Annotated in this window: 21 protein-coding genes; 15 read left to right on the top strand and 6 right to left on the bottom strand. The window is 74.5% G+C overall.

What is annotated here, in order from left to right:
• Positions 1–54 precede the first annotated feature (54 nt).
• Complete coding sequence (locus tag Q0967_RS03110; RefSeq protein WP_298749087.1) at positions 55–2736, bottom strand: transglycosylase domain-containing protein; 2682 nt, start codon at positions 2734–2736, stop codon at positions 55–57.
• Positions 2737–2838: 102 nt separating this feature from the next.
• Here Q0967_RS03110 and Q0967_RS03105 point away from each other — a divergent pair, with 102 nt between their 5' ends.
• Genes Q0967_RS03105 through Q0967_RS03090 form a run of 4 tightly spaced genes read left to right on the top strand, consistent with a single transcriptional unit; the run spans position 2839 to position 5208 of the window.
• Complete coding sequence (locus Q0967_RS03105; RefSeq protein WP_083518953.1) at positions 2839–3006, top strand: DUF4177 domain-containing protein; 168 nt, start codon at positions 2839–2841, stop codon at positions 3004–3006.
• A gap of 9 nt (positions 3007–3015) precedes the next feature.
• A complete protein-coding gene (locus Q0967_RS03100) occupies positions 3016–3504 on the top strand; it encodes a RidA family protein (RefSeq protein WP_298749086.1) in 489 nt (162 codons plus the stop codon).
• Between the two features lies 1 nt (position 3505).
• Positions 3506–4381: an NUDIX domain-containing protein gene (locus Q0967_RS03095; protein ID WP_298749085.1), complete on the top strand. Its 876-nt coding sequence runs from the start codon at positions 3506–3508 to the stop codon at positions 4379–4381.
• Entirely contained in the window at positions 4378–5208 is an 831-nt protein-coding gene (locus Q0967_RS03090) for an MBL fold metallo-hydrolase (RefSeq protein ID WP_298749084.1), read from the top strand. Before Q0967_RS03095 ends, Q0967_RS03090 begins: the two co-directional genes overlap by 4 nt.
• Before the next feature lie 48 nt (positions 5209–5256).
• On the opposite strand, the gene Q0967_RS03085 is transcribed toward Q0967_RS03090, so the two are convergent.
• Positions 5257–5934 carry a Crp/Fnr family transcriptional regulator gene (locus Q0967_RS03085; RefSeq protein ID WP_298749083.1) on the bottom strand — a complete coding sequence of 226 codons (678 nt, stop codon included), beginning with the start codon at positions 5932–5934 and terminating at the stop codon, positions 5257–5259.
• A 158-nt stretch (positions 5935–6092) separates the two neighbouring features.
• Here Q0967_RS03085 and nth point away from each other — a divergent pair, with 158 nt between their 5' ends.
• The gene (gene nth / locus Q0967_RS03080) at positions 6093–6749 is read left to right on the top strand and encodes an endonuclease III (RefSeq protein WP_298749113.1); all 657 of its coding nucleotides are present in this window, start codon (positions 6093–6095) and stop codon (positions 6747–6749) included.
• The gene (locus tag Q0967_RS03075; RefSeq protein WP_298749082.1) at positions 6746–7420 is read left to right on the top strand and encodes a CoA pyrophosphatase; all 675 of its coding nucleotides are present in this window, start codon (positions 6746–6748) and stop codon (positions 7418–7420) included. The genes nth and Q0967_RS03075 overlap by 4 nt, the downstream gene beginning before the upstream one ends.
• 136 nt (positions 7421–7556) lie before the next feature.
• On the opposite strand, the gene Q0967_RS03070 is transcribed toward Q0967_RS03075, so the two are convergent.
• Complete coding sequence (locus Q0967_RS03070; RefSeq protein ID WP_298749081.1) at positions 7557–8021, bottom strand: phage holin family protein; 465 nt, start codon at positions 8019–8021, stop codon at positions 7557–7559.
• Between the two features lie 345 nt (positions 8022–8366).
• Here Q0967_RS03070 and Q0967_RS03065 point away from each other — a divergent pair, with 345 nt between their 5' ends.
• From Q0967_RS03065 to Q0967_RS03035, 7 genes are all read left to right on the top strand, one after another.
• The gene (locus Q0967_RS03065) at positions 8367–9230 is read left to right on the top strand and encodes a hypothetical protein (RefSeq protein ID WP_298749080.1); all 864 of its coding nucleotides are present in this window, start codon (positions 8367–8369) and stop codon (positions 9228–9230) included.
• A gap of 476 nt (positions 9231–9706) precedes the next feature.
• Positions 9707–10747, top strand: a complete 1041-nt coding sequence (locus Q0967_RS03060; protein WP_298749079.1) for a TadA family conjugal transfer-associated ATPase — start codon at positions 9707–9709, stop codon at positions 10745–10747.
• Positions 10744–11520: a type II secretion system F family protein gene (locus tag Q0967_RS03055; RefSeq protein WP_298749078.1), complete on the top strand. Its 777-nt coding sequence runs from the start codon at positions 10744–10746 to the stop codon at positions 11518–11520. The genes Q0967_RS03060 and Q0967_RS03055 overlap by 4 nt, the downstream gene beginning before the upstream one ends.
• A 43-nt stretch (positions 11521–11563) precedes the next feature.
• Entirely contained in the window at positions 11564–12124 is a 561-nt protein-coding gene (locus Q0967_RS03050) for a type II secretion system F family protein (RefSeq protein WP_299448982.1), read from the top strand.
• Between the two features lie 79 nt (positions 12125–12203).
• Positions 12204–12410 carry a DUF4244 domain-containing protein gene (locus Q0967_RS03045; protein ID WP_298749076.1) on the top strand — a complete coding sequence of 69 codons (207 nt, stop codon included), beginning with the start codon at positions 12204–12206 and terminating at the stop codon, positions 12408–12410.
• A gap of 32 nt (positions 12411–12442) precedes the next feature.
• Positions 12443–12772 (top strand): TadE family type IV pilus minor pilin, encoded by a 330-nt coding sequence (locus Q0967_RS03040; RefSeq protein ID WP_298749075.1) that lies wholly within the window; start codon positions 12443–12445, stop codon positions 12770–12772.
• Entirely contained in the window at positions 12769–13164 is a 396-nt protein-coding gene (locus Q0967_RS03035) for an Rv3654c family TadE-like protein (RefSeq protein WP_298749074.1), read from the top strand. The genes Q0967_RS03040 and Q0967_RS03035 overlap by 4 nt, the downstream gene beginning before the upstream one ends.
• Positions 13165–13349: 185 nt before the next feature.
• Here the strand turns inward: Q0967_RS03035 and Q0967_RS03030 are convergent, their stop codons facing one another.
• Complete coding sequence (locus Q0967_RS03030) at positions 13350–13793, bottom strand: hypothetical protein (protein WP_298749072.1); 444 nt, start codon at positions 13791–13793, stop codon at positions 13350–13352.
• A gap of 160 nt (positions 13794–13953) precedes the next feature.
• The gene (locus Q0967_RS03025; protein ID WP_298749071.1) at positions 13954–16272 is read right to left on the bottom strand and encodes a DEAD/DEAH box helicase; all 2319 of its coding nucleotides are present in this window, start codon (positions 16270–16272) and stop codon (positions 13954–13956) included.
• Between the two features lie 165 nt (positions 16273–16437).
• Between Q0967_RS03025 and Q0967_RS03020 the strand changes: the two genes are divergently transcribed.
• Both Q0967_RS03020 and Q0967_RS03015 read left to right on the top strand, forming a co-directional pair.
• Positions 16438–18753, top strand: coding sequence for a sodium-translocating pyrophosphatase (locus Q0967_RS03020; RefSeq protein ID WP_298749070.1), 2316 nt, complete (start codon positions 16438–16440; stop codon positions 18751–18753).
• Between the two features lie 65 nt (positions 18754–18818).
• Positions 18819–20273, top strand: a complete 1455-nt coding sequence (locus Q0967_RS03015) for a methyltransferase (protein ID WP_299448978.1) — start codon at positions 18819–18821, stop codon at positions 20271–20273.
• A gap of 35 nt (positions 20274–20308) precedes the next feature.
• Here the strand turns inward: Q0967_RS03015 and Q0967_RS03010 are convergent, their stop codons facing one another.
• A complete protein-coding gene (locus Q0967_RS03010) occupies positions 20309–21097 on the bottom strand; it encodes a hypothetical protein (protein ID WP_298749068.1) in 789 nt (262 codons plus the stop codon).
• Positions 21098–21159 lie beyond the last annotated feature (62 nt).

Here is a 21159-nt window from a genome sequence, read left to right as displayed (position 1 = left end):
GTCGCACCGCACGTCCGGTGCGGTCCTCCCGCACGTCCGGTGCGGGGCCGGTCGTCAGTCGTCGTCCTCGTCGTCACCGGGCGGGTCCGTGCCCGGGGGCTCCTCGGACGGGTCGGGCGTCGGGGCGGGGGCCGGCTCAGGGGCCTGCGTCGGCTCGGGTTCCGGCTCGGGCTCGGGCTCCTGCGTCGGCTCGGGCTCGGCGTCCTCGGTCGGCTGCGGCTGCGGCTGCGGGGGCGGCTGCGGCTGGCTCTGCCGCGGGGCCGCCCGGGCAGGTGCCGGCGGCGGCGCCGCGGCCTGCTGGAACCCGCTGGAGACGTGCAGGGTGACCGGGTCGGACGTCTGCACCGAGGACCCGACGCCGGGCGTGGTGTAGACGACCGTGCCCTCCGGGCGGTCGGACCCCACCCGCACGACGGCGCCGGTGAGGCCGGCGTCCTCCAGGCGCTCCTGCGCCTCGCCGACCTCCAGGCCGACCACGCGGGGGATCGTCACGCGCTTGCCGTTGAGGATCTCGTTGGACGGCTCGTCCCACTCCTGCACGTCCATGCCCTGCGAGGCGGTCTCCATGATCCGCTTCCACGTCGGTGCCGCGAGGGAGGAGCCGAAGAGCGGACCCTCGATGTACTCGCCACCGATGGTGATGTCGACGAGGTCCCCGTCGTAACGGGCCCCGGCCGGCACGTTGCCGACGAAGACCGCGGTCGACAGCTGCGGGGTGAAGCCGGCGAACCACGTCGCCGTCGAGTCGTTGTTGGTGCCCGTCTTGCCGCCGGCCGGGCGGTCGTCGTCCAGGATCGCCTGCCAGCCCGAGCCCTCGATGCTCAGGACGCCCTCGAGCAGCTCCACGGCCCCCAGCGCGACGTCCTCCTCGATGACCCGCTCGCACTCCGGCAGCTCCAGCGGCAGCTCCTCGCCGTCGGCGTCGAGCACCTTCGTGACCGGCACCGGCGGGCAGTAGATGCCGCCCGAGGCGAAGGTGGCGTAGGAGGAGGCCACCGTGAGCGGGCTGGCGGTGTCGGCGCCGAGCACCAGGGACGGCGCGAGCGTGGTCTCGGCGTTGCCCGGGTCCAGCCCGTAGTCCTGGCCGTTGGCCGCGTGCAGACCCATCTCGGTCATCGTCTCGGCGATGTCGCACGTCCCGACCTGGGAGGCCAGGGTGGCGAAGGCGGTGTTGACCGACAGGGCCGCGGCCTTGCGCAGGGTGATCTCGTCGACGTGGTTCTCGTCGTTGGCGTTGCGGACCGCCCAGTGGTCCTCACCGATCGTGCAGCCCTGCTCGAAGTCGTCCCGGAAGAAGATGCCGGCCGGGAAGACCTCGTCCGACGGGGGGTATGACGTGGGCCGGTTCTCCGGGTCCTCGAGCCAGACGTTGCCGAAGGTGCTGTCCTCGGGCTCGCGCACCCGGATGTCCGCCTCGACCGGGACGCCCTTCTCCATCGCCTCGACCAGGGTGTAGGCCTTCGCGATCGAGCCGATCGCCATACCTCCCGGGCCGCCGTAGGCGTTGTCGACGTTCCAGTTGACCGAGGTCTCGCGGACCTTGTCGCTGGTCCCCTCGAGGTCGTACTGCGAGGACTGGTTGAAGGCCAGGATCTTGCCGGTGCCGGGCTCCACGACGCTGGCGGCGGAGCCGAGGAAGTACTCGTTGCCCTCGGGGGTGGCGTCGCGCAGGATGTCCTTGATCTCGGCGGAGAGCTCGAGGTCGAGGGTGGTCTGCACGGTCAGCCCGTTGGTGGTGAGGTTCTCTAGCCGCTCGTCCCGGGTCTTGCCCAGGGCCGGCTGCTCCAGCAGCCAGGCCTCGACGTAGTCGCAGAAGTAGGGGTTGGCCGAGCGCAGGCAGGAGCGCTGGCTGTCGCGGATCTCGAGCATCTCGCCCTCGCCGGTGCCGACGACCTGAGCCTTGGCCTCCTCCAGCTCCTCCTCGGTGATCATGCCCTGGTCGAACATGTTGCCGAGCACGACGTCGCGCCGCGCCTGCGCCAGCTCGGGGTTGACCACCGGGTTGGTGTTGCTGGGCGAGCGCACGACCCCCGCCAGCAGCGCGGACTGGGCGACTGTGAGGTCCTTGGCGTTGACGTTGAAGTAGTGCCGTGCCGCGGCCTCGACGCCGTAGACCCGGTCGCCGTAGAAGGCGAGGTTGAGGTAGCCCACGAGGATCTCGTCCTTGGAGAGCCGCTCCTCGAGGGTGATGGCGTACTTCAGCTCGCGCAGCTTGCGGACGTACCCCTCCATGCCCGACCTGGCCTGGGTCTGGGCGTACGCCTCGGCGTCGCCCTCCTTGAGCGCCTGGTCCTGCAGGGCGAGCTTGATGTACTGCTGCGTCAGGGTCGACCCGCCCTGGGTGGTCTCCGTGGTGGAGTTCTGCACGACGGCCCTCGCCAGCGCCTCGACGTCGGCCCCGCCGTGCTGGAAGAACCGCGCGTCCTCGATGGCGACCTGCGCGTCCTTCATGTTCTGGCTGATCTCGTCGCTCTCGACGATGATGCGGTTCTGCGTGGCCGGGGTCGCCAGGATCGTGCCGTCCGCGGCGAGGATGCGCGACTGCTGGGCCAGCGGGTTCTGCTCCAGGTCCCCCGGCAGCTCCTCGAACATGCTCACGCTCTCCCGGGCGGCGAGCCCGGTGGCGCCCACCACCGGGGCCAGCAGGCCGGCACCGATGATCCCCATGAGGATCGAGACGGCCAGAAAGACCCCGAGCAGGGAGGTCACCCGTGCGACAGTGAGAGCAGAGCGCATACCAGACACGGTACGTGAGGTTTCTGAGAGGTCCTTGACCCACGCCGAGCCACCCACGGGCGGTCGGGCGTGGCGGTCGGCGTGGCCGGTAGGGTCGGCACCATGACTGTGCAGCAGTGGGAGTACGCGACCGTCCCCCTCATGATCCACGCGACCAAGCAGATCCTCGACCAGTGGGGCGAGGACGGCTGGGAGCTGGTGCAGGTGGTGCCCGGACCGGGTGACGGCACCAACCTCGTGGCCTACCTCAAGCGCCCCAAGAACGCCTGAGGCCCGGTCGTGGCTGACTCCGCCGCAGGTGTCGTGGAGGGCCGGCTGGCCGAGCTCGGCCACCGGGTCCCCGAGGTCGCCGCGCCCGTCGCCGCCTACGTCCCGGCGGTCAGGCACGGGGACCTCGTCTTCAGCTCCGGTCAGGTGCCGTTCGTCGACGGACGGCTCGAGCGCACCGGCAAGGTCGGCGAGGGGCCGGGTCTGGTCAGCCCCGAGGACGCCACCCGCCTCGCCGGGGTGTGCGCCCTCAACGCCATCGCCGCGGTCCGCTCCGTCATCGGCGACCTCGACCGGGTCGTCCGGGTGGTCAAGGTCGTCGGCTTCGTCGCCAGCGACCCCTCCTTCACGGGGCAGCCGGGCGTGGTCGACGGGGCGTCCGAGCTGCTCGGCCACGCCTTCGGCGAGGCCGGGGTGCACGCGCGTTCCGCCGTCGGCGTCGCCGTGCTGCCGCTCGACGTCCCGGTCGAGGTCGAGATCACCGTCGCCGTCCGGGACTGACGTGGAGGGGCAGGGCACCGCCGACCCCGGCGCGGGCGCATACCGCGACTTCGCCGTCCCCGAGGTGGTCGCCGAGCACGCCCGCTCCTGGCTGCGACGGCCGCCGGCGGAGCGGTCGACGGCCCCGCCCCGCGCATCGGCCACGGTGATGCTGCTGCGGGACGACCCCCGCCACGAGGTCTTCGTGCTCCGACGCGTGGCCGCCATGGCCTTCGCCGGCGGGATGGTCGCCTTCCCCGGCGGTGGTGTCGACCCGCGGGACGCCGAGGTCGGGGTGCCGTGGGCTGGGCCGGACGCCCGCTCCTGGGCCCGGCGGCTGGGAACACGCGAGGACGCGGCGCGGCAGCTGGTCACCGCGGCGGCACGGGAGGTCTTCGAGGAGTGCGGCGTGCTCCTGGCCGGCCGGTCGACCGACACGGTCGTCGACGACCTGCGCGACGAGGTATGGCGTCAGGAGCGCGCCGGGCTGTTGGACCGCACGTCGAGCTTCGCGCAGGTGCTGCAGCGGCACGGGCTGGTGCTCCGGACGGACCTGCTGAGCCTGCGCGGCCACTGGGTCACGCCCGAGTGCGAGCCGCGGCGCTACGACACCCGGTTCTTCGCCGCGCGCATGCCGCAGGGCCAGGTGGCCGACGACGAGAGCAGCGAGGCCGCCGAGGCCGGGTGGCGCACCCCGGACGAGATCCTGCAGGGCCAGCGGGAGGGCCGCGACCTGCTGCTGCCCCCCACCCAGGTGATGGTCGAGGACCTCGCCGACGTCCGGGACCTCGACGCATGGCTGGGGCAACGGCCGCACGTGCCGGCCGTCACTCCGGTCCCGGTCGAGCGGGACGGACGCCTGTGGATACGGGTGCCGCGGCACGGGGCGGCGCGATGAGGTCGACCGGGGCCGCCGACCCGTCCTGGCAGGGGGGCGCCTGGGGGGAGCGTGCCCACGCGGTGCTGTGCCCGAACCCCTCGCCCATGACGCTGGAGGGCACCAACACCTGGGTGCTGCTCGAACCCGGCGGCAGCCAGGCGGTCGTGGTCGACCCCGGGCCGCTGGACGAGGCCCACCTCGCGGCGGTGCTCGACCACGTCGCCGCGCGGGACGCCCGGGTGGCGTTGACCCTCCTGACGCACGGGCACGCCGACCACGCCGAGTCCGCCGACCGGTGGGCGCGGCTCACGGGGGCACCCGTGCGGAGGTTCGGCCGCGGGCACGACGACCTGCGGGAGGGGGAGCGCCTGGACGTCGGCGGGCTCGAGGTCCTGGTCGTGCCCACCCCGGGCCACACCGCGGACTCGCTGTCCTTCCTGCTGCCGGCCGAGCAGGTGCTGCTCACCGGCGACACCGTGCTGGGCCGGGGCACCACGGTGGTCGCCTACCCCGACGGCGACCTCACGTCATACCTGGACTCGCTGGACCGCCTGCGCGGGCTGACCGGCAGCGGGGCGGCCAGCAGCATCGCCCCGGGGCACGGGCCGGTCGTGCCGGACGCCGCGGGCGTCGTGGAGCACTACTGGCGGCACCGGCACGAGCGCCTGGCCCAGGTCAGGGACGCCGTCGCGCGGCTGGGGCCGGCCGCCCACGAGCCGGGTGGGAGGGACCTGGCGGACCGGGTCGTGGAGCAGGTGTATGCCGACACGCCCCGGGCGGTGTGGCCCGCGGCCCGGCTCTCCGTGCTCGCGCAGCTGGCCTACCTGGGCGAGCTCGGTGACTGAGGTCCGCGCCGGGGGCGCGGGCTGTGCGGCGGGTGAGGGCCTCGACGCTCAGCGGGCGCGACGTCGCAGCCGGTCGAGGTCCATGAGCGTGACGGCCTTGGCCCCCAGGGTGACCCAGCCCCGCTGCGCGAAGTCGGCGAGCGCCTTGTTGACCGTCTCCCGGCTGGCGCCCACGAGCTGGGCCAGCTCCTCCTGGGTGAGGTCGTGCGAGACGACGATCCCCGCCTCCGAGCGGCGGCCGAAGCGGTCGGACAGGTCCAGCAGCGCCTTGGCGACGCGGCCGGGCACGTCGGTGAAGACCAGGTCGGACAGGCCCTCGTTGGTCTTGCGCAACCGGTGCGCCAGACCGGCGAGCATCTGCATGGCGACCTCCGGGTGGTGGCCCAGGAAGGCGCGCAGGGCGTCGTTGCCGAGGGAGATGAACTCGGTGTCCGAGACGACGTAGGCGGTCGTCAGCCGCGGGCCGGGGTCGAAGAGGCTCAGCTCGCCGAACATCTCGCCCGGGCCGAGCACCGCGAGCAGGCTCTCGCGCCCGTCGGCCGAGGCACGCGCGAGCTTCACCTTGCCCTTGGTGATGACGTGCAACGAGTCCCCCGGGTCCCCCTCCTGGAAGACCACGTCCCCCCGTGCCATCTGGTGCGGGCTCATCGAGTCCATGAGCTGGTCGGCCGTCGCGCCGTCGAGCGCGGCGAACAACGGTGCTTTCATGACGACGTGCCGGTCCACCGCCTCATGGTGCCATGACCAGCGGCGGAATGCGGCCGGGGTGTGTCGGCCCGCACCTCTAGGGTGTGGGGGTGAGCGTCGACAGCCATCCCCCCGGAGCGGACCCGCAGACCCCGACGGGGGAGACGTCCCTCGCGCTGACCCGTCGCGCGCGCCGGATGTCCCGCCTGCTGCACGAGCACTACCCGGACGCCCGCTGCGAGCTGGATTTCGCCGACGCCTACCAGCTCCTCGTGGCCACGGTGCTCTCCGCGCAGACCACCGACGTCCGGGTCAACGGGGTGACGCCGACGCTCTTCGCGCGCTACCCCGACGCCCGAGCCCTGGCCGCAGCCGACCGCACCGAGGTCGAGACCATCATCCAGCCCACCGGGTTCTTCCGGGCCAAGACCGAGTCGCTGCTGAAGCTGGGGGCCGCGCTCGTCGAGCGGTTCGGGGGTGAGGTGCCCGGACGGCTCTCCGACCTCGTCACCCTGCCGGGCGTGGGCCGCAAGACCGCCAACGTCGTCCTCGGCAACGCCTTCGACGTGCCCGGCATCACCGTCGACACCCACCTCGGCCGGTTGGCACGCCGCTTCGGGTGGACCGACGAGACCGACCCGGTGGCGGTCGAGCACGCCGTCGGCGCGCTCTTCCCCCGGCGGGACTGGACCCAGCTCTCGCACGTCCTGATCTTCCACGGGCGGCGCGTCTGCCACGCCCGCAGGCCGGCCTGCGGCGCCTGCCCGGTGGCCCGCCTCTGCCCCTCCTACGGCGAGGGCGAGACCGATCCGGCGACGGCCGCCCGCCTGGTGCGCACGGGTCCCCGCGCGTGAGCGCTGCGCCGTCCCAGGGGTGGCCCCCACCGGACTGGCTGACCGGGCTGGTGGCGGCCCTGCCGGGGCTGCCGGGCGAGCGCTTCAGCCGGTTCCTGCCGCCGCCGGACGGCGGCCGTCGACGCTCGGCGGTGCTCGTCCTCTTCGCACCGGGCGTCGAGGACCCGGGCGACCCCGACGCGACGACCGTGGTCATCACCGAGCGGGCCCACACGATGCGCTCGCATGCCGGCCAGTCCGCCTTCCCGGGCGGCGGGACGGAGGACGGCGACGCGGACGCCGCCGCGACCGCGCTGCGGGAGGCCGCGGAGGAGGTGGGTCTGGAGGCGTCCGGGGTGGAGGTCCTGGGCGAGCTGCCGACCCTGCACATCCCGGTCTCGGGCTACGACGTCACGCCGGTGCTGGCGTGGTGGCGTCGACCGGAGCCGGCCTCGCTGTGGGCCAGGGACGTCCGGGAGGTGGCCCGGGTGCTGCAGCCGCAGGTGCGGGACCTGACCGACCCGGGTCGGCGCTTCCGGGTGCACCACCCCAGCGGCTTCGTCGGCCCGGCGTGGGACGTGGACGGCCTGCTGGTCTGGGGCTTCACCGCCGGGGTGCTGGACCGTGTCCTCGACCTGGCCGGCATCGCCCCGGACTGGGCGGGAGCCCCCACCCGGGAGCTCGATCTCTGAGCGTTGACCCCCGAGTCCGGCGTGGTGAGCCCGGAGTTCTGCGGCCCTGTCCAGGGCGGGCGGGGAGTGAGCCGCGGCAGCGCCATGGGCACGGCCCGGCCCGGCCGCCTCGCGCCGCGTGGGCGCGGCCCGAGGATCAGCGCGACGCGGTTTCCAGGGCGGTGCTGCGCTGCTGCCCCTTGGCCGCGGCCTTGACGGTGTCCACCGTCTCCTTGCCCTCACGGATGGCCCGCTCCGGCTTCCCGTTGACCTTGGTGACCTGCCCCTTGCCGATCAGGGCGAGGACGCCCGCCACGACGAAGAGGACGCCGGCCACGATGAGCAGCCCGGCCCACCAGCTCAACCAGAGGGCGAGGACGCCGGCGAGGCCCAGGAAGAGCAGGCCGAGGCCGTAGAGACCGAACAGCGCGGCCCCGACGAACATGCCTGCACCCTTGCCGGCGTGCGTGACGTCCTGCTTGATCTCGGCCTTGGCCAGCTCGATCTCGCCCCGCATGATCTGCGAGACGTCGAGGGACACGTCGGACACGAGCTGACCGAGGGAACGCTTGTCGGCGGGTGCGGCCGGCGCGGTGGTGTCGGCTTTGGCGGGAGTTGACATGCGGCCGATCGTATCCCGGCAGCTACGCAGGCGCAGGATCGGCGGACCGACGGGGGTCCCCGGTCGGTCCGTCCGTGTTCCGGACAGCACGATGCCCGCCCGGCACCCCCTGTTCAGTGCCGAGCGGGCACCGTGTCGACAAACCGGTCCCGTGACAGCCGGCAGAGCCGCACCCTCCGAGGAGGGGGCTCCTGGGTCGATGTGTCCAGTGTGCCAGTGGCCCGAGGGTGCCCAGAACCACATTTGGCAAAGATTTGTTAAAGACTTCGCAGTAGTGTCTTTCCGCAGGTCGGACGGCTCCCCCCAAGGGGTGAGGGGCGATCGGGGGCGACCTAGAGTGACCCGATGAGCTCCGCGCACGACGCCCTCGAGGCCCTGGCTGCGCTGCCCGGTGTCCAGGAGGGGATGGACCGCGCCCGGGACGCCTGCACCACGCTGCGCTGGCACGAAGGACTGCGACGGCGAACCCCCGAGGCGGCGGCCGAGTCGCGGGTCCGGGGGGCGACGGCGTCGGCGCTGCTGGAGGGGGCCGAACCGGCCGGGTCCGACGGCAGCCTGGCCGTCGTGCGCGACCTCATGCGCGGGGCGCTCACCGACGGCGACCACGGCGACGCGTTGTGGCGGACCGTCCGCGCCGCCGCTCGGGTCACCGCCCGGACGGAACGTGTCACCCTCGCCGAGCTGGGCGCACCGGCCCAGCTGCTGGCCGGTCTGCACACGGCCGCGGCCGCAGGCCTCGTCCCCCAGGCGGAGGTGGGGCGACCGCGGAGGACGGCCGAGGCGGCGGAGGGGGTGGCCGTGCTGGGGCCGGCGCCCGACGCCGGTGAGGCGTCGGCCCGGCTGCAGGCGGTGCACGGTCTCCTTCGGGAGGTCCCCGGCGGTCGCCTGCCCGCCCTGCTCGTCGTCGCTGTCGCGCACGCGGAGATCGTCGTGGCACGCCCCTTCGTCGTCGGCAACGGTCTGGTGGCACGGGCGCTCGAGCGCAGCGTGCTCCGGGTGTCGGGGGTGGACCCGACGGGGGTGGCGGTTCCGGAGCACGGTCATGCCGACCGCGTCGGCACGGACTACCGCGGTGCGCTGGCCGCCTACGCCTCCGGTGACCCGGACGGTGTGCGGCTGTGGCTGGAGCACTGCGCGGAGGCGGTGGTGCGGGGAGCTGCCGAGGGCGGCCGGGTCGCGGACGCCGTCCGCGCCGGGCGTCTGGGCTGACCGTCTCGGGCAGGTGTCCCGGCCATCCCCGGGACGACCCCCGACCCGGTGAGGGGTGGAGCGGCAGAGCGGTCGCAGGCCGGCGCTCACGGGGCCTCCCAGGCCGCGGACCGACGACGCTCCGACAGGCCTCCGGCAGCTTGCATCGGGCCTCGTCGGTCGTGCATACTTGACGAACAGCGCTCCTCGAAAGAGTTGCAGCGCGGGTGTTCAGGATCATCCCCCCCTGATCCTGGGCACCGACGGCCCCGGCTCCCCCCGCCGGGGCCGTCCCCTTTCCCGGACCTTTCACGCGCGCGGTCGACGTCGTCACCTCCGCATGCTGGGCCCCCTGGTGACCCCCGTCCCGAGACGCTCGACAAGCCCCGTCGACGCACCTCCCCGCGCCGTCCACATCGTCCGCGGCCGGTATGCCCCGTCCACAGATCCGCGGCCTCCTCTGGCGTCCACCCCGTCGCACGGGTGACCGTCGGGGCATGACCACGACGACGCGTCCGCCGGAGCCGGACCTCATGGCCGCCCTGGGGCCGCTCGGGCCGCTCCTGCGGGACCCGCACGTCACGGACGTGCTGGTCAACGGTGAGGCTGGCGTGTGGGTCGACCGGGGTCAGGGGCCCGAGCGGGCCGCGGCCCACCTCGCGGACGAGCGCAGCGTCCGGCGGCTCGCCGTCCGGTTGGCCGCCCTCGCCGGGCAACGGCTGGACGAGTCCAGCCCGTGGGTGGACGGGCTGCTCCCCGGTGGGTTGCGCCTGCACGCGCTGCTGCCGCCCTTGGTGGGCGGTGGCGCGCACCTGAGCCTCCGGGTGCCGCGGACCGAGGTGCCGACCCTGGAGGACCTGGCCTCGTGGGGTGCGCTGGACGCCACAGCTGCCCGGGTCCTGGAGGCGGTGGTGAGCTCCCAGGTGTCCTTCCTGGTCAGCGGCGGCACCGGGACGGGCAAGACCACCCTGCTGGGCGCCCTGCTGTCCCGCTGCGCGCCGAGCCAGCGGATCGTCGTCGTCGAGGATGTCCGCGAGCTGCGGATCGCCCATCCCCACGTGGTCCACCTGCAGGGACGGCCGGCCAACATCGAGGGCCGCGGCGAGGTGACGATGACGACGCTGGTCCGCCAGTCGCTGCGCATGCGGCCCGACCGGGTCGTGGTGGGCGAGGTCCGGGGAGCAGAGGTGCGAGAGCTGCTGACCGCGCTCAACACCGGGCACGAGGGTGGGTGCGGCACCGTGCACGCCAACACGGCTCGCGACGTCGTGGCCCGCTTCACCGCCCTCGGTGCGCTCGCCGACATGTCGGGCGACGCGGTCCGGGCCCAGCTCGTCAGCGCCATCGAGGTCGTCCTGCACCTCGACCGGGACGCCGCGGGACGTCGCCGGCTCCGGGAGGTGGCCGTGCTGCGGGCGCACGGCGAGGGGGTGGAGTGCGTCACCGCACTCGAGGGGGGACCCGGCGCATGGCGTCCCGGGCCCGCCCGGCCGCAGCTGGTCAGGCGTCTCGGTCTTCCGCCGCAGGTGCTGTCGTGACCGGCCTGCCGTGGCCACCCGGGGTGCAGCTGGTGGTGCTCGCCGTGCTGGCGGCGACCGCCGTGCTGGTGGGCGGTGTCCCGCGGCTCCCCGGGCGGCCTGGGCGGCCTGGGGCTACCGAGCCCTCTCGCGCAGACCGGACCCCACCCCTGCTCCGCCGGCCCCGGTCCCTGCTGCCCCGTCTGGCCCTGCGCTCGCTCGGACGCGATCGCGCCGGTGTCGAGGCCGCCGCCGAGGAGCTCGAGGTGGTGGACACCGTCGCGGCCGCGCTCGAGGGTGGTCTCCCGGTGAGCCGAGCCGTCGGCCTCGCCCTGGAGCGCGCCCGGCCCGCCCCGCGCAAGGGTGGGCCGGAGTGGGCCGTCGTGGCCCGTGCCGCCCGGGAAGGGGAGCCCTTGGCTCCGGCGTGGGACCGGGTGGCCCGCCGGGCCGGGACCCCCACCCTCGGCGCGGTGGCACGGTCCTGGCAGGTCGCCTCGCGGTCGGGTGCACCCCTCGCCGAGGCCCTGCGGGTCAGCGCCCACACCGCTCGGGAGCGGCGCCGGCTGGAGAACGCCGTGGAGGCCGCCAGCGCCGGTGCCCGGGCCACCGCCACCGTGCTGACCTGCCTGCCGCTGGCCGGCATCGCGCTGGCCGCGGTGCTCGGGGTGCCTCCCACGGTGCTCTACGCGACGCCCACGGCGTGGGCCTGCCTGGCCGCGGGGGCCACCCTCCTGCTGCTCGGCCAGGTGCTGGTGCGCCGCCTGGTCGCCGACGTGCTCCGGAGCGCACGGTGACGGCGTCCGTCGGCGGGTCCCTGTGCTGGTGCCGGTGGTCCCCGTGAGCGGGGTCGACGTGGCGCTGGCCGCGCTCGCCGCGGCCGCCGGGGTGGTCCCGCTGCTGTGGTGGTCGGCCGCGACACCGGGGTGGACACCTCGTCCGCACCGCAGCCGGACCACCGGCCCCGACGCGACGGTGGCCGGGGTGCCCGAGGCGCTGGACCTCCTGGCTCTCGCGCTGCAGGGGGGCAGCTCGCTGGGGTCGGCGGCGCGCCATGTCGCCCTGGTCCTGCCTCCACCCCTGCGGGAGGAGCTGGACGGGGTGGGCCGGGACCTGCTGCTGGGCCTGGACCCGGGCCCGAGCTGGGCGGCAGCCGGTCCGCGGTGGCGGGCCGCCCGGCTGAGCATGGAGATCGCGGCGCTCGCGGGGGTGGCGCCGGGGCCGGCGCTGCGCCAGGCCGCGACCGACCTGCGGCGCCACGCGGTCGCGGGGGTGGAGGTGGCGACCGCTCGACTGGGGGTGCGGCTGGTCCTCCCGCTGGGACTGGCCTTCTTGCCCGGCTTCGTGCTCAGCTCCGTCGTCCCGCTCGTCCTCGCCCTCGTCCGGGACCTGTCCTGGTGAGGCCCGTGAACTGACCGGCTGGCCGGTCGTCCGACGTGCGTCTCGCCGTGAGGCGCACCCACCCACAAGGAGGGGAACCATGAAGAAGAAGAACACCATCACTCCCGCAGCCGCCGTCCGGCAGCTGCGGGAGCGCCGGGACGCCGGGATGACGACGGCGGAGTATGCCGTGGGCACCATCGCCGCCTGCGCCTTCGCCGCCGTGCTCCTGGCGATCCTGCAGTCGGGGGCCGTCCAGGGGGTCGTCACCTCGGTCATCACGACCGCGCTCTCGGTGTCGTTGTGACGGGTCGCGGGCGTCACGGCGGTGAGCGGGGGATGGTCAGCGCCGAGCTGGCCCTCACCATCCCCTCGGTCCTCCTGGTGCTCGCGATCTGCCTGACCGCGCTGAGCCTCGGGGTGGATCAGGTGCGGTGCGAGGACGCGGCGCGCGTGGCAGCGCGCGCCGCGTCCCGCGGGGAGACGACCGGCACCGTGCGGCAGGCCGCGCTGCAGCGGGCGCCGGAGGGCGCCACCGTCGAGGTCGAGGAGGACGCGGGCGGGGTGCGCGTGGTCGTCGAGGCCCGGCCCCGGGCGCGCCTGCTCCCGGGGCTGCCGGGGGCGACGGCGAACGCCCACGCGGTGTGGGAACCCGGGGTGCGCCCGTGAGGTGGGCGGTCCTGCGGCGGGGGGAGGAGGACCGCGGCTCTGCCGTGGTCCTCGTCATCGGGGTCGTCGGTGGCCTGGTCACCGTCCTGGTGCTGGCCCTGGGGCTCGTGGCCGTCCTCGTCGCCGGCCAGCAGGCGCGGACGGCCGCCGACCTGGCGTCGCTGGCGGCCGCCGGTCAGCTCGTGCAGGGGGCCGACGACCCAACCGCCTGTGCCCTGGCGACGCGGGTGAGCGAGCAGCACGGGGTGGAGCTGCGCGGGTGCACGGTCACGCGCCAGGGAGTCTCGCCCCTCCCGGAGGTGACCGTCGACGTGGAGCGTGCGGTCGCAGGGACCCGGTGGGCCGTCGGTGTGAGGGCCAGAGCCGGGGCCACCATCGATCGGTGGGGGTGAGCCGGAGACCGCAGGCTCGCTGTGTGCGGTGGTGGCCTTTCAGGGCTACGACCGCGCACAGTGGTAGTGGCGAGGTGGTTCTGCCCGCGAGGTTCGGGCCTTCTGTGTGCGGTGGTGGCCCTCCAGGGGCCACGACCGCACACGCTGAGGGCCGGGCTGGCCGTTGCCCCCCGGCCAGGGCCTGATCAGGCGCTGGGGCCGGTGGTGGGGCGCCCGGTGGTGCCCTGGCCGGTGCTGCTGCCCGGCGTCTGGCGGGGAAGGATGGGGGTCGACCGGTCGTCCCGGGCCCCCGAGCCGTCGGTGCCCTGCGTCCGTCCCTCGGTGCTGCCGAGGCGGCCGGCGTCCCGCTCGCGCTCGGTGCGCCGGTCGGAGTCCTTGGCCTGGCGACGCAGCTCGCGGACCTCGCGGGCCCGGCGTGCCTTGGATCGGGTGCCGACAGCGAGCAACCAGAGGCCGCTGGTGGCCGCGGCCAATGCGATGCCACCGATGACGAACAGCCAGATCGGGGTGATGTCCACGTTGAGGACGCCGTAGGAGATCTGGACCGGGTCCATGCCCCGGGTGGCCAACCACATGTAGATGATGACGGCCAGGGCGACGAGCAGCAGGACGACTCCGAAGACGACCACGGCGGATCCTTTCGAGGAGGAAGGCCCCAGCAGGAGCACGACGACGGGGCGTCCCGTCGGGGCCGACACTAGCGCAGCCGGTGGGGGCGAGCCGGGCAGATCAGCCGGTGACGCCCTCCAGGCCGGGCCGCGGCAGGGGCCGGCCCGCGACCGGGGGAGCTCACCCGGTGGGGAGGACGACCTCGCGCTCGCTGAGCAGGTGGTCCAGCACGGAGACCGCGCCCGCCTTGTCCAGCGGCTCGTTGCCGTTGCCGCACTTGGGCGACTGGACGCAGGCCGGGCAGCCGTCGGTGCACCGGCAGCTCTCCACGAGGTCCCGGGTCGCGGAGAGCCACCGGACGGCCTCCCGGAAGGCCCGGTGGCTGAACCCCGCCCCTCCCGGGTAGCCGTCGTAGACCATGACGGTCGGCAGGCCGGTGTCCGGGTGCAGCGCGGTGGACACGCCACCGATGTCCCAACGGTCGCAGGTGGCCAGCAGGGGGAGCATCCCGATCGAGGCGTGCTCCGCCGCGTGCAGCGCGCCCGGCACGTCCTGCTCGGCCAGCCCGGCGAGAGCGAGCTCGTCCGCGGGCAGGGTCCACCACACGGCCTGGGTGACGAGCGTCCGGGAGGGCAGGTCGAGGGGATGGGTGCCGATGACGCTGCCGTCGGGGAGCACCCGCTGGAAGGCGGTGACCTGCGTGGTCACCTCGACCCGTCCCGAGGCAAGGGTCGCCGCACCCCACCGCTGCTCGGTGTGCCGGGCGCGGATGCTGAAGCTGCTCTCGCTGCGCGCGCGGGTCGTCCAGCCGGGGTCGCCGTGGACCACCAGCGCCACCGCGGCGTCGAGGTCGAGCGCGGTGACGACGTGGGGCTCGCCCTGGTGGACGTAGACCGCGCCCTCGTGCACCGTCGTCAGGGCACGGGCCTCGTCGACCGTGCCGAGGACACGTCCGCTGCGGCTGTCGACGATCTGCACCGTCTGACCGGCACCGCGCAGGGCGACGTGGTCGCTCGGTCGGTCCGGGCGTGCCCAGTACCACCCCGTCGGCCGGGCTCGCAGCACACCTCCCACGACGAGCTGCTCGGCCAGCGCGCGCAGCCCGGTCCCGAACCACCGCTCGTCCTGCTCGGTGAGCGGGAGCTCGGCGGCGGCCGCGGCGAGGTGCGGCCCGAGGACGTAGGGGTTCTCCGGGTCCAGGACGCAGGACTCGACCGGCGCCTCGAAGATCAGCTCGGGGTGGTCGAGGAGGTAGGCGTCGAGCGGGTCGTCGGCCGCCACCAGCAGGGCCAGGGAGGGCGAGCCGCTGCGTCCGGCGCGCCCCACCTGCTGCCAGAACGAGGCGCGCGTGCCCGGCCAGCCGGCCATGACCACGGCGTCCAGCCCGGCGATGTCGATGCCGAGCTCCAGGGCGCTGGTGGCGGCCAGGCCCATCAGCGTGCGCTCCCGCAGCGCCGACTCCAGGGCTCGCCGCTCCTCCGGGAGGTAGCCACCGCGGTAGGCCGCCACGCCTCCCGCCGCCCCCGCCCGTGCGGCGCACCCGTCCCGGGCCCGGCTGGCGACCTGCTCGACCCCGGCCCGCGACCGGGCGAAGGCGACGGTCTGCACCCCGGCCCCGACGAGGTCGGTGAGCAGGTCGGCGGCCTCACCGACGGTGCTGCGCCGCCGCCCGTCCTCGAGCTCGTCCGGCTGCCAGAGGGCGACCACGGTCTCCCGGCGGGGGGAGGCGTCGCTGGTCACCGCCACGACGTCCTGGCCCAGCAGGGCCCGCCCCAGCGGTTCGGGCTCGGCCACGGTCGCCGAGGCCAGGACCACGGTGGGGGTGGCGCCATACCTCGCCGCGATGCGCAGGAGGCGCCGCAGCACGGCAGAGACGTGGGCCCCGAAGACCCCGCGATAGATGTGGCACTCGTCGACGACGACGTAGCGCAGCGACCGCAGGAAGGGTGCCCACCGCTCGTGGCCGGGCAGCAGGGTGTGGTGGAGCAGGTCGGGGTTGGTGAGGACGTAGTGCGCGTGCTCGCGGATCCACCGGCGCTCCTCGACCGGTGTGTCCCCGTCGAGGCGGGCCACCCGCACCCCCGGCACGGCGAGGCCCTGCAGCCTGGCCTCCTGGTCGGCGCCGAGCGCCTTGGTGGGGGCGAGGTAGAGGGCGGTGGCCCCGCGGCCGGTCACGGCACCGGTGCCCTCGCTCAGCGCGGTGAGCACCGGCACGAGGTAGCCCAGCGACTTGCCCGAGGCCGTCCCGGTCGACACGATGACGTGCTGTCCCGACCGCGCCAGCTCGGCCACCCGCGCCTGGTGCTCCCACGGCGCCTGGATCCCCTGGCCCAGCAGCGCCGCCTTGACCGGGGCGGCGCACCACGCCGGCCAGGGAGCGCTCCTGCCCTGGCGAGCGGGCACCGTCCGCACGTGCCGCAGCCGCCCGGACCGCGCACCGGAGGCGAGGCGGTCGAGGGCGGTCTGCGGGTCGAAGGTCGGCGGGGTCGGGTCGTCCATCTCGCCACCACGCTACGCCGGTGCACCGACAGGGTGTGTGCACCGCACGGCGCGGGGTGTTAGGTGCGCGCACCTGGGATCACTACAGTAGCCACGTCCGATGGATGTCCTGCGGTTCTACCGCGTCGTCGCCCGCAATGGTGCGGGCCCTCTGAGGAGGCACACATGTCCCCAGTCGCTGCCGCGAGCGAGGTCTCGCTCTCGGGTGCCGACACCTCGATCGTCATCGTGGTGCTGTGCATCGCCCTCGTCGCCCTCGTCATGGGCTTCATGTTCCGGCGGGAGGTGCTGGCCGCCTCACCCGGGACCGAGTCCATGCAGGAGATCGGCGGAGCGGTCCAGGAGGGTGCCTCGGCCTACCTCGGTCGGCAGTTCCGGACCCTCGCGGTCTTCGCGGCGGTCGCCTTCGTGCTGCTCCTGGCGCTCCCCGCCGACGACATGATGGTCCGGGTCGGGCGCTCGGTGGCCTTCCTCTTCGGCGCCGGCTTCTCGGCCGCCATCGGCTGGCTCGGGATGAACCTCGCCACCGCCGCCAACATGCGGGTCGCGGAGGCCGCGCGCACCACCGGACGGGACGACGGCATGCGCATCGCCTTCCGCACCGGCGGCACCGTCGGCATGGCCACGGTCGGGCTGGGTCTGCTCGGCGCGGCGGTCGTCGTGCTCGTCTACCAGGGGGATGCCGCCAAGGTGCTCGAGGGCTTCGGCTTCGGGGCCGCGCTGCTCGCGATGTTCATGCGGGTGGGCGGTGGCATCTTCACCAAGGCCGCCGACGTCGGGGCCGACCTCGTCGGCAAGGTCGAGGCCGGCATCCCCGAGGACGACCCCCGCAACGCCGCGACGATCGCGGACAACGTCGGCGACAACGTGGGTGACTGCGCGGGCATGGCGGCCGACCTCTTCGAGTCGTATGCCGTGACCCTGGTCGCGGCGCTCATCCTCGGCACCGCGGCGCTCGGGTCGGACGGTGGTCTGGTCTTCCCGCTCGTCATCCCGGCCATCGGCGTGCTCACCGCGATCGTGGGGGTCTTCATCACCAAGGCCCGCGCGGGGGAGAGCGGCCTGGCGGCGATCAACCGCAGCTTCTACATCTCCGCGGGCATCGCCGCGGTCGCCTCGGTCGTCGCTGCCTTCGTCGTCCTCCCCACCGAGCTCGCGGTCACCGGGGGCTTCGACCTCGGGGCCGGCGACGGCGGCGGCCAGCAGGTCAACGCCGCCATGGGTGCCGCCGCCTCGGTGGTCATCGGCATCGTGCTCGCCGCCTTCATCCTCTGGCTCACCGGCTACTTCACCGGCACCGAGACCAAGCCCACCAACGACGTGGCGCGCACCTCGCTCACCGGGCCGGCCACGGTCATCCTCTCCGGCATCGGCGTCGGCCTGGAGTCCGCGGTCTACACCGCGGTGACCATCGCCGCCGCGATCTTCGCCATCTTCACCCTCGGCGGCGGGTCGCTCATCCTGTCGCTCTTCTACGTCGCCCTCGCCGGGTGCGGGCTGCTCACCACGGTCGGCGTCATCGTCGCGATGGACACCTTCGGCCCGGTGAGCGACAACGCCCAGGGCATCGCCGAGATGTCCGGGGACGTGGACGGCGAGGCCGCCCAGATCCTCACCGAGCTCGACGCCGTGGGCAACACCACCAAGGCCATCACCAAGGGCATCGCCATCGCCACGGCCGTCCTCGCCGCCACGGCGCTGTTCGGCTCCTACCTCGACGCGATCCTGCAGGCGCTGGAGACGGCCGGAGACGCGAGCGGGGACGTGCTGCAGTCGTTCCTCGTCTTCGACCCGCGCGCCCTCGTCGGCATCCTCATCGGTGGGTCGGTCGTCTTCCTCTTCTCCGGCCTGGCGATCAACGCGGTGACCCGCGCGGCCGGCGCCATCGTCTTCGAGGTGCGCCGGCAGTTCCGCGAGAAGCCCGGGATCATGGACTACTCCGAGAAGCCGGAGTACGCCCGGGTCGTCGACATCTGCACGCGCGACTCCCTGCGCGAGCTGGCCACCCCCGGCCTGCTGGCCGTCTTCGCCCCGATCGCCGTCGGGTTCGGCCTCGGCGTGGGCTCGCTCGCGGGCTACCTCGCCGGCGCGATCGGCACCGGCGTGCTCATGGCGGTCTTCCTGGCCAACTCCGGTGGCGCGTGGGACAACGCCAAGAAGATCGTCGAGGACGGCAACTTCGGCGGCAAGGGCAGCTCGGCGCACGAGGCGACGATCATCGGTGACACCGTCGGCGACCCGTTCAAGGACACCGCCGGCCCGGCGATCAACCCGCTCATCAAGGTGATGAACCTCGTGGCGCTGCTCATCGCCCCGGCGATCATCGGCCTCACCTACGGCGAGGGCGCCAACGACCTCGTCCGCTACGGCATCGCCGTGGTGGCCCTGGCCGTCATCGTCGCCGCGGTCGTCGTGTCCAAGCGGCGCGACATCGCCATCGGCGAGAGCGACGACGTGCCGGCGACAGCGGTCGAGCGCTGAGCCTGCCGCCGCCCTCCGTCGCCGACCCGAGCCTCCTGGACGACCTGCGGGCCGACCTGGGGGAGGTGGGCTACACCGTCGACGCGCTGGCGCAGGTGCTCGGGCCGGTGGCGGTGGCGGCGCTGCACCGCGAGCAGCCGCTCCCGGCGCTGCGCGCCACCGAAGGGTCCTCCGACCCCGTCGCCGTGCTGTGCCGGCTCTTCGCGCTGGGCAGCGCGGTCCGACGTGAGCTCCTCGACGCCGCCCTGCCCCGGCTCGGGTCCGCCGGCCTGCTGCGCCTGGGCCTGGTCGCCGACGGCGACGGCAACGGCGACGACGACGACGGCGTGCTCGTGGCGGCCTGCGACCTGCGGCCCTACGCCACCGAGCGGGAGTTGTGGTGGGTCGTCTCCGACCGCTCGGAGATGGCGAGCGGTGGTCCGTTGCCGACCGACCACGTCCTCGGGATCGGTGGGGCCTCGACGACCCTCGCCAGCTGGGCGCCCCGGCCCCGGGTGGAGCGCGCCCTGGACATCGGCACGGGCAGCGGCGTCCAGGTCCTCCACCTGGCCGGGCACGCGGCACACGTCGTCGCGACCGACCTCTCCGAGCGGGCGCTGGAGTTCGCCCGGTTCACCCTCGCGCTCAACGGGGTGGACGCCGAGCTGCGGGCGGGCAGCCTGCTGGAGCCGGTGGCCGGGGAGCAGTTCGACCTCGTCGTCAGCAACCCACCCTTCGTCATCACCCCGCGGCGCACCGGCGTCCCGCTCTACGAGTACCGCGACGGGGGCCGGGCCGGCGACGCCCTCGTCGAAGGTCTCGTGCGGGGGCTGCGCGAGCACCTGCGGCCCGGGGGGACCGCCCAGCTGCTCGCCAACTGGGAGCTGCGCGCCGGGGAGGACTGGACCGAGCACGTGGGCGCCTGGTTCGCGGGCACCGGCCTGGATGCCTGGGTCGTGCAGCGGGAGGAGCAGGACGTGGCGGACTACGCCGAGACCTGGACGGGCGACGGCGGCCACCAGCCGGGCAGCGCCGGCTTCGAGGAGCTGTATGCCGCGTGGCTGGACGACTTCGCCGAGCGCGGGGTCGAGCGGCTCGGCTTCGGCGTGGTCACGGTGCGTCGACCGCGCACCGGGCGCGAGCCGTGGCTGGACCTCATGGACGTCCGGGGACCGGTCGCCTCGCCCCTGGGCCCGGCGGTCCTGGCCGGGCTGGAGGCCCGCACCTGGCTGGCCGAGCACGGGGACGACGAGCTGCTCGACACGCCCTGGCAGGTCGCCGACGACGTCACCGAGGACCGCATAGGCCGGCCCGGCGACCCGGACCCGCAGGTGATCCAGGTCCGGCAGGGCGGCGGGCTGCGCCGCACGGTGCGCCTCGACACCCTCGCCGCCGGCCTCGTGGGCGCCTGCGACGGCGAGCTCACCGCCCGCCAGCTGTGCTCCGGGCTGGCCGTCCTCACCGAGCAGCCCGCGCACCAGGTCGAGCGCGCCGTCCTGCCGACCCTGCGCGAGCTGGTCAAGGACGGGCTCCTGCGCTGAGGCCCGGGATGCAGACGTCGCTCAGCAGGCGTCGGTCAGCTGGCGCCGAAGCGGTAGGCGTTGCGGGAGATGAAGAACTGCCGGCCCAGGTCGCCGCTGCGGCAGGTGACGCCGTCCTCGCTGGACAGGCAGGTGGTGTCCCCGACCCGCAGGGTCAGGCCGTACTCCAGCACGGCCGCGTCGGTGTCCTCGACGCCGGTCGTCGGGGCGCCCGCCGCCTCGGCCCACCACCCGCCCTCGGTGGCCGCGGCGGTGCTCGTGAGCGTCTCCGGCGGGCACGTCCATACGCCCCCGGCATCGGTGAGGACCATGGTGTCGGCCGCGTCCGCGGCGCACTCGCCGACGCCGTCCTCGACCAGGTGGTCGGGGTTCGGCGTGTAGGCCATGTCGAGCAGCTGGCAGGAGGCGCTCGGGCCGTTGAGCACGCACGCCAGGTTGCCGGTCGGGGTCACGAAGGCGGCCCGGTCCCCCTGGACGGTGATGGTCGAGCCGTCCTCGGACACGCTGCGCTCGCCCCGGTCGGGCTCGATGTCGGCCGGCGCGGTGGGCGGGGGAGCCGCCTCCGCAGCGGGCGCGTCCGCGGTGCCGCCGGCACCGTCCCCGTCGCCCCCACCCCCGGCGTCACCGCCGTCCCCCGCCGGGGTGCCCGTCTGCCCACCGCCGGTGGTGCCGGCGTCCTCGCCCTCCCCGGGGTCGTCGTCGCAGCCCGCGAGCAGCACCGCGCCCAGGGCCAGGAGGACGACGGCCGGTCTGGCCCCCCGGGCGGGGCCACGGCCCGGCCGCCGCTGCCTGCCGCTCGTCGGGGTCGCACGCTTCGCCGCCATAGGGAGCCAGCGTAGCCCGCCCCCGGCCATGGGCTACGGTGACGCCCGAGGTCCCGTGTCGG

Origin of the sequence: uncultured Serinicoccus sp. (assembly GCF_947500995.1) — a bacterium.
In the GTDB taxonomy this organism is placed as follows: Bacteria; Actinomycetota; Actinomycetes; order Actinomycetales; family Dermatophilaceae; genus Ornithinicoccus.
This window is presented reverse-complemented; position numbering and strand designations above follow the sequence as displayed.

What these genes read in the sequence shown, in the direction of transcription:
- Q0967_RS03060 (WP_298749079.1), top strand. Translation starts at nt 9,707, where the DNA reads ATGACCACGACGACGCGTCCGCCGGAGCCGGACCTCATGGCCGCCCTG.
- Q0967_RS03090 (WP_298749084.1), top strand. Translation starts at nt 4,378, where the DNA reads ATGAGGTCGACCGGGGCCGCCGACCCGTCCTGGCAGGGGGGCGCCTGG.
- Q0967_RS03110 (WP_298749087.1), bottom strand. Translation starts at nt 2,736, where the DNA reads ATGCGCTCTGCTCTCACTGTCGCACGGGTGACCTCCCTGCTCGGGGTC.
- Q0967_RS03065 (WP_298749080.1), top strand. Translation starts at nt 8,367, where the DNA reads ATGAGCTCCGCGCACGACGCCCTCGAGGCCCTGGCTGCGCTGCCCGGT.
- Q0967_RS03045 (WP_298749076.1), top strand. Translation starts at nt 12,204, where the DNA reads ATGAAGAAGAAGAACACCATCACTCCCGCAGCCGCCGTCCGGCAGCTG.
- Q0967_RS03040 (WP_298749075.1), top strand. Translation starts at nt 12,443, where the DNA reads ATGGTCAGCGCCGAGCTGGCCCTCACCATCCCCTCGGTCCTCCTGGTG.
- Q0967_RS03020 (WP_298749070.1), top strand. Translation starts at nt 16,438, where the DNA reads ATGTCCCCAGTCGCTGCCGCGAGCGAGGTCTCGCTCTCGGGTGCCGAC.
- Q0967_RS03070 (WP_298749081.1), bottom strand. Translation starts at nt 8,021, where the DNA reads ATGTCAACTCCCGCCAAAGCCGACACCACCGCGCCGGCCGCACCCGCC.
- nth (WP_298749113.1), top strand. Translation starts at nt 6,093, where the DNA reads ATGTCCCGCCTGCTGCACGAGCACTACCCGGACGCCCGCTGCGAGCTG.
- Q0967_RS03010 (WP_298749068.1), bottom strand. Translation starts at nt 21,097, where the DNA reads ATGGCGGCGAAGCGTGCGACCCCGACGAGCGGCAGGCAGCGGCGGCCG.
- Q0967_RS03025 (WP_298749071.1), bottom strand. Translation starts at nt 16,272, where the DNA reads ATGGACGACCCGACCCCGCCGACCTTCGACCCGCAGACCGCCCTCGAC.
- Q0967_RS03105 (WP_083518953.1), top strand. Translation starts at nt 2,839, where the DNA reads ATGACTGTGCAGCAGTGGGAGTACGCGACCGTCCCCCTCATGATCCAC.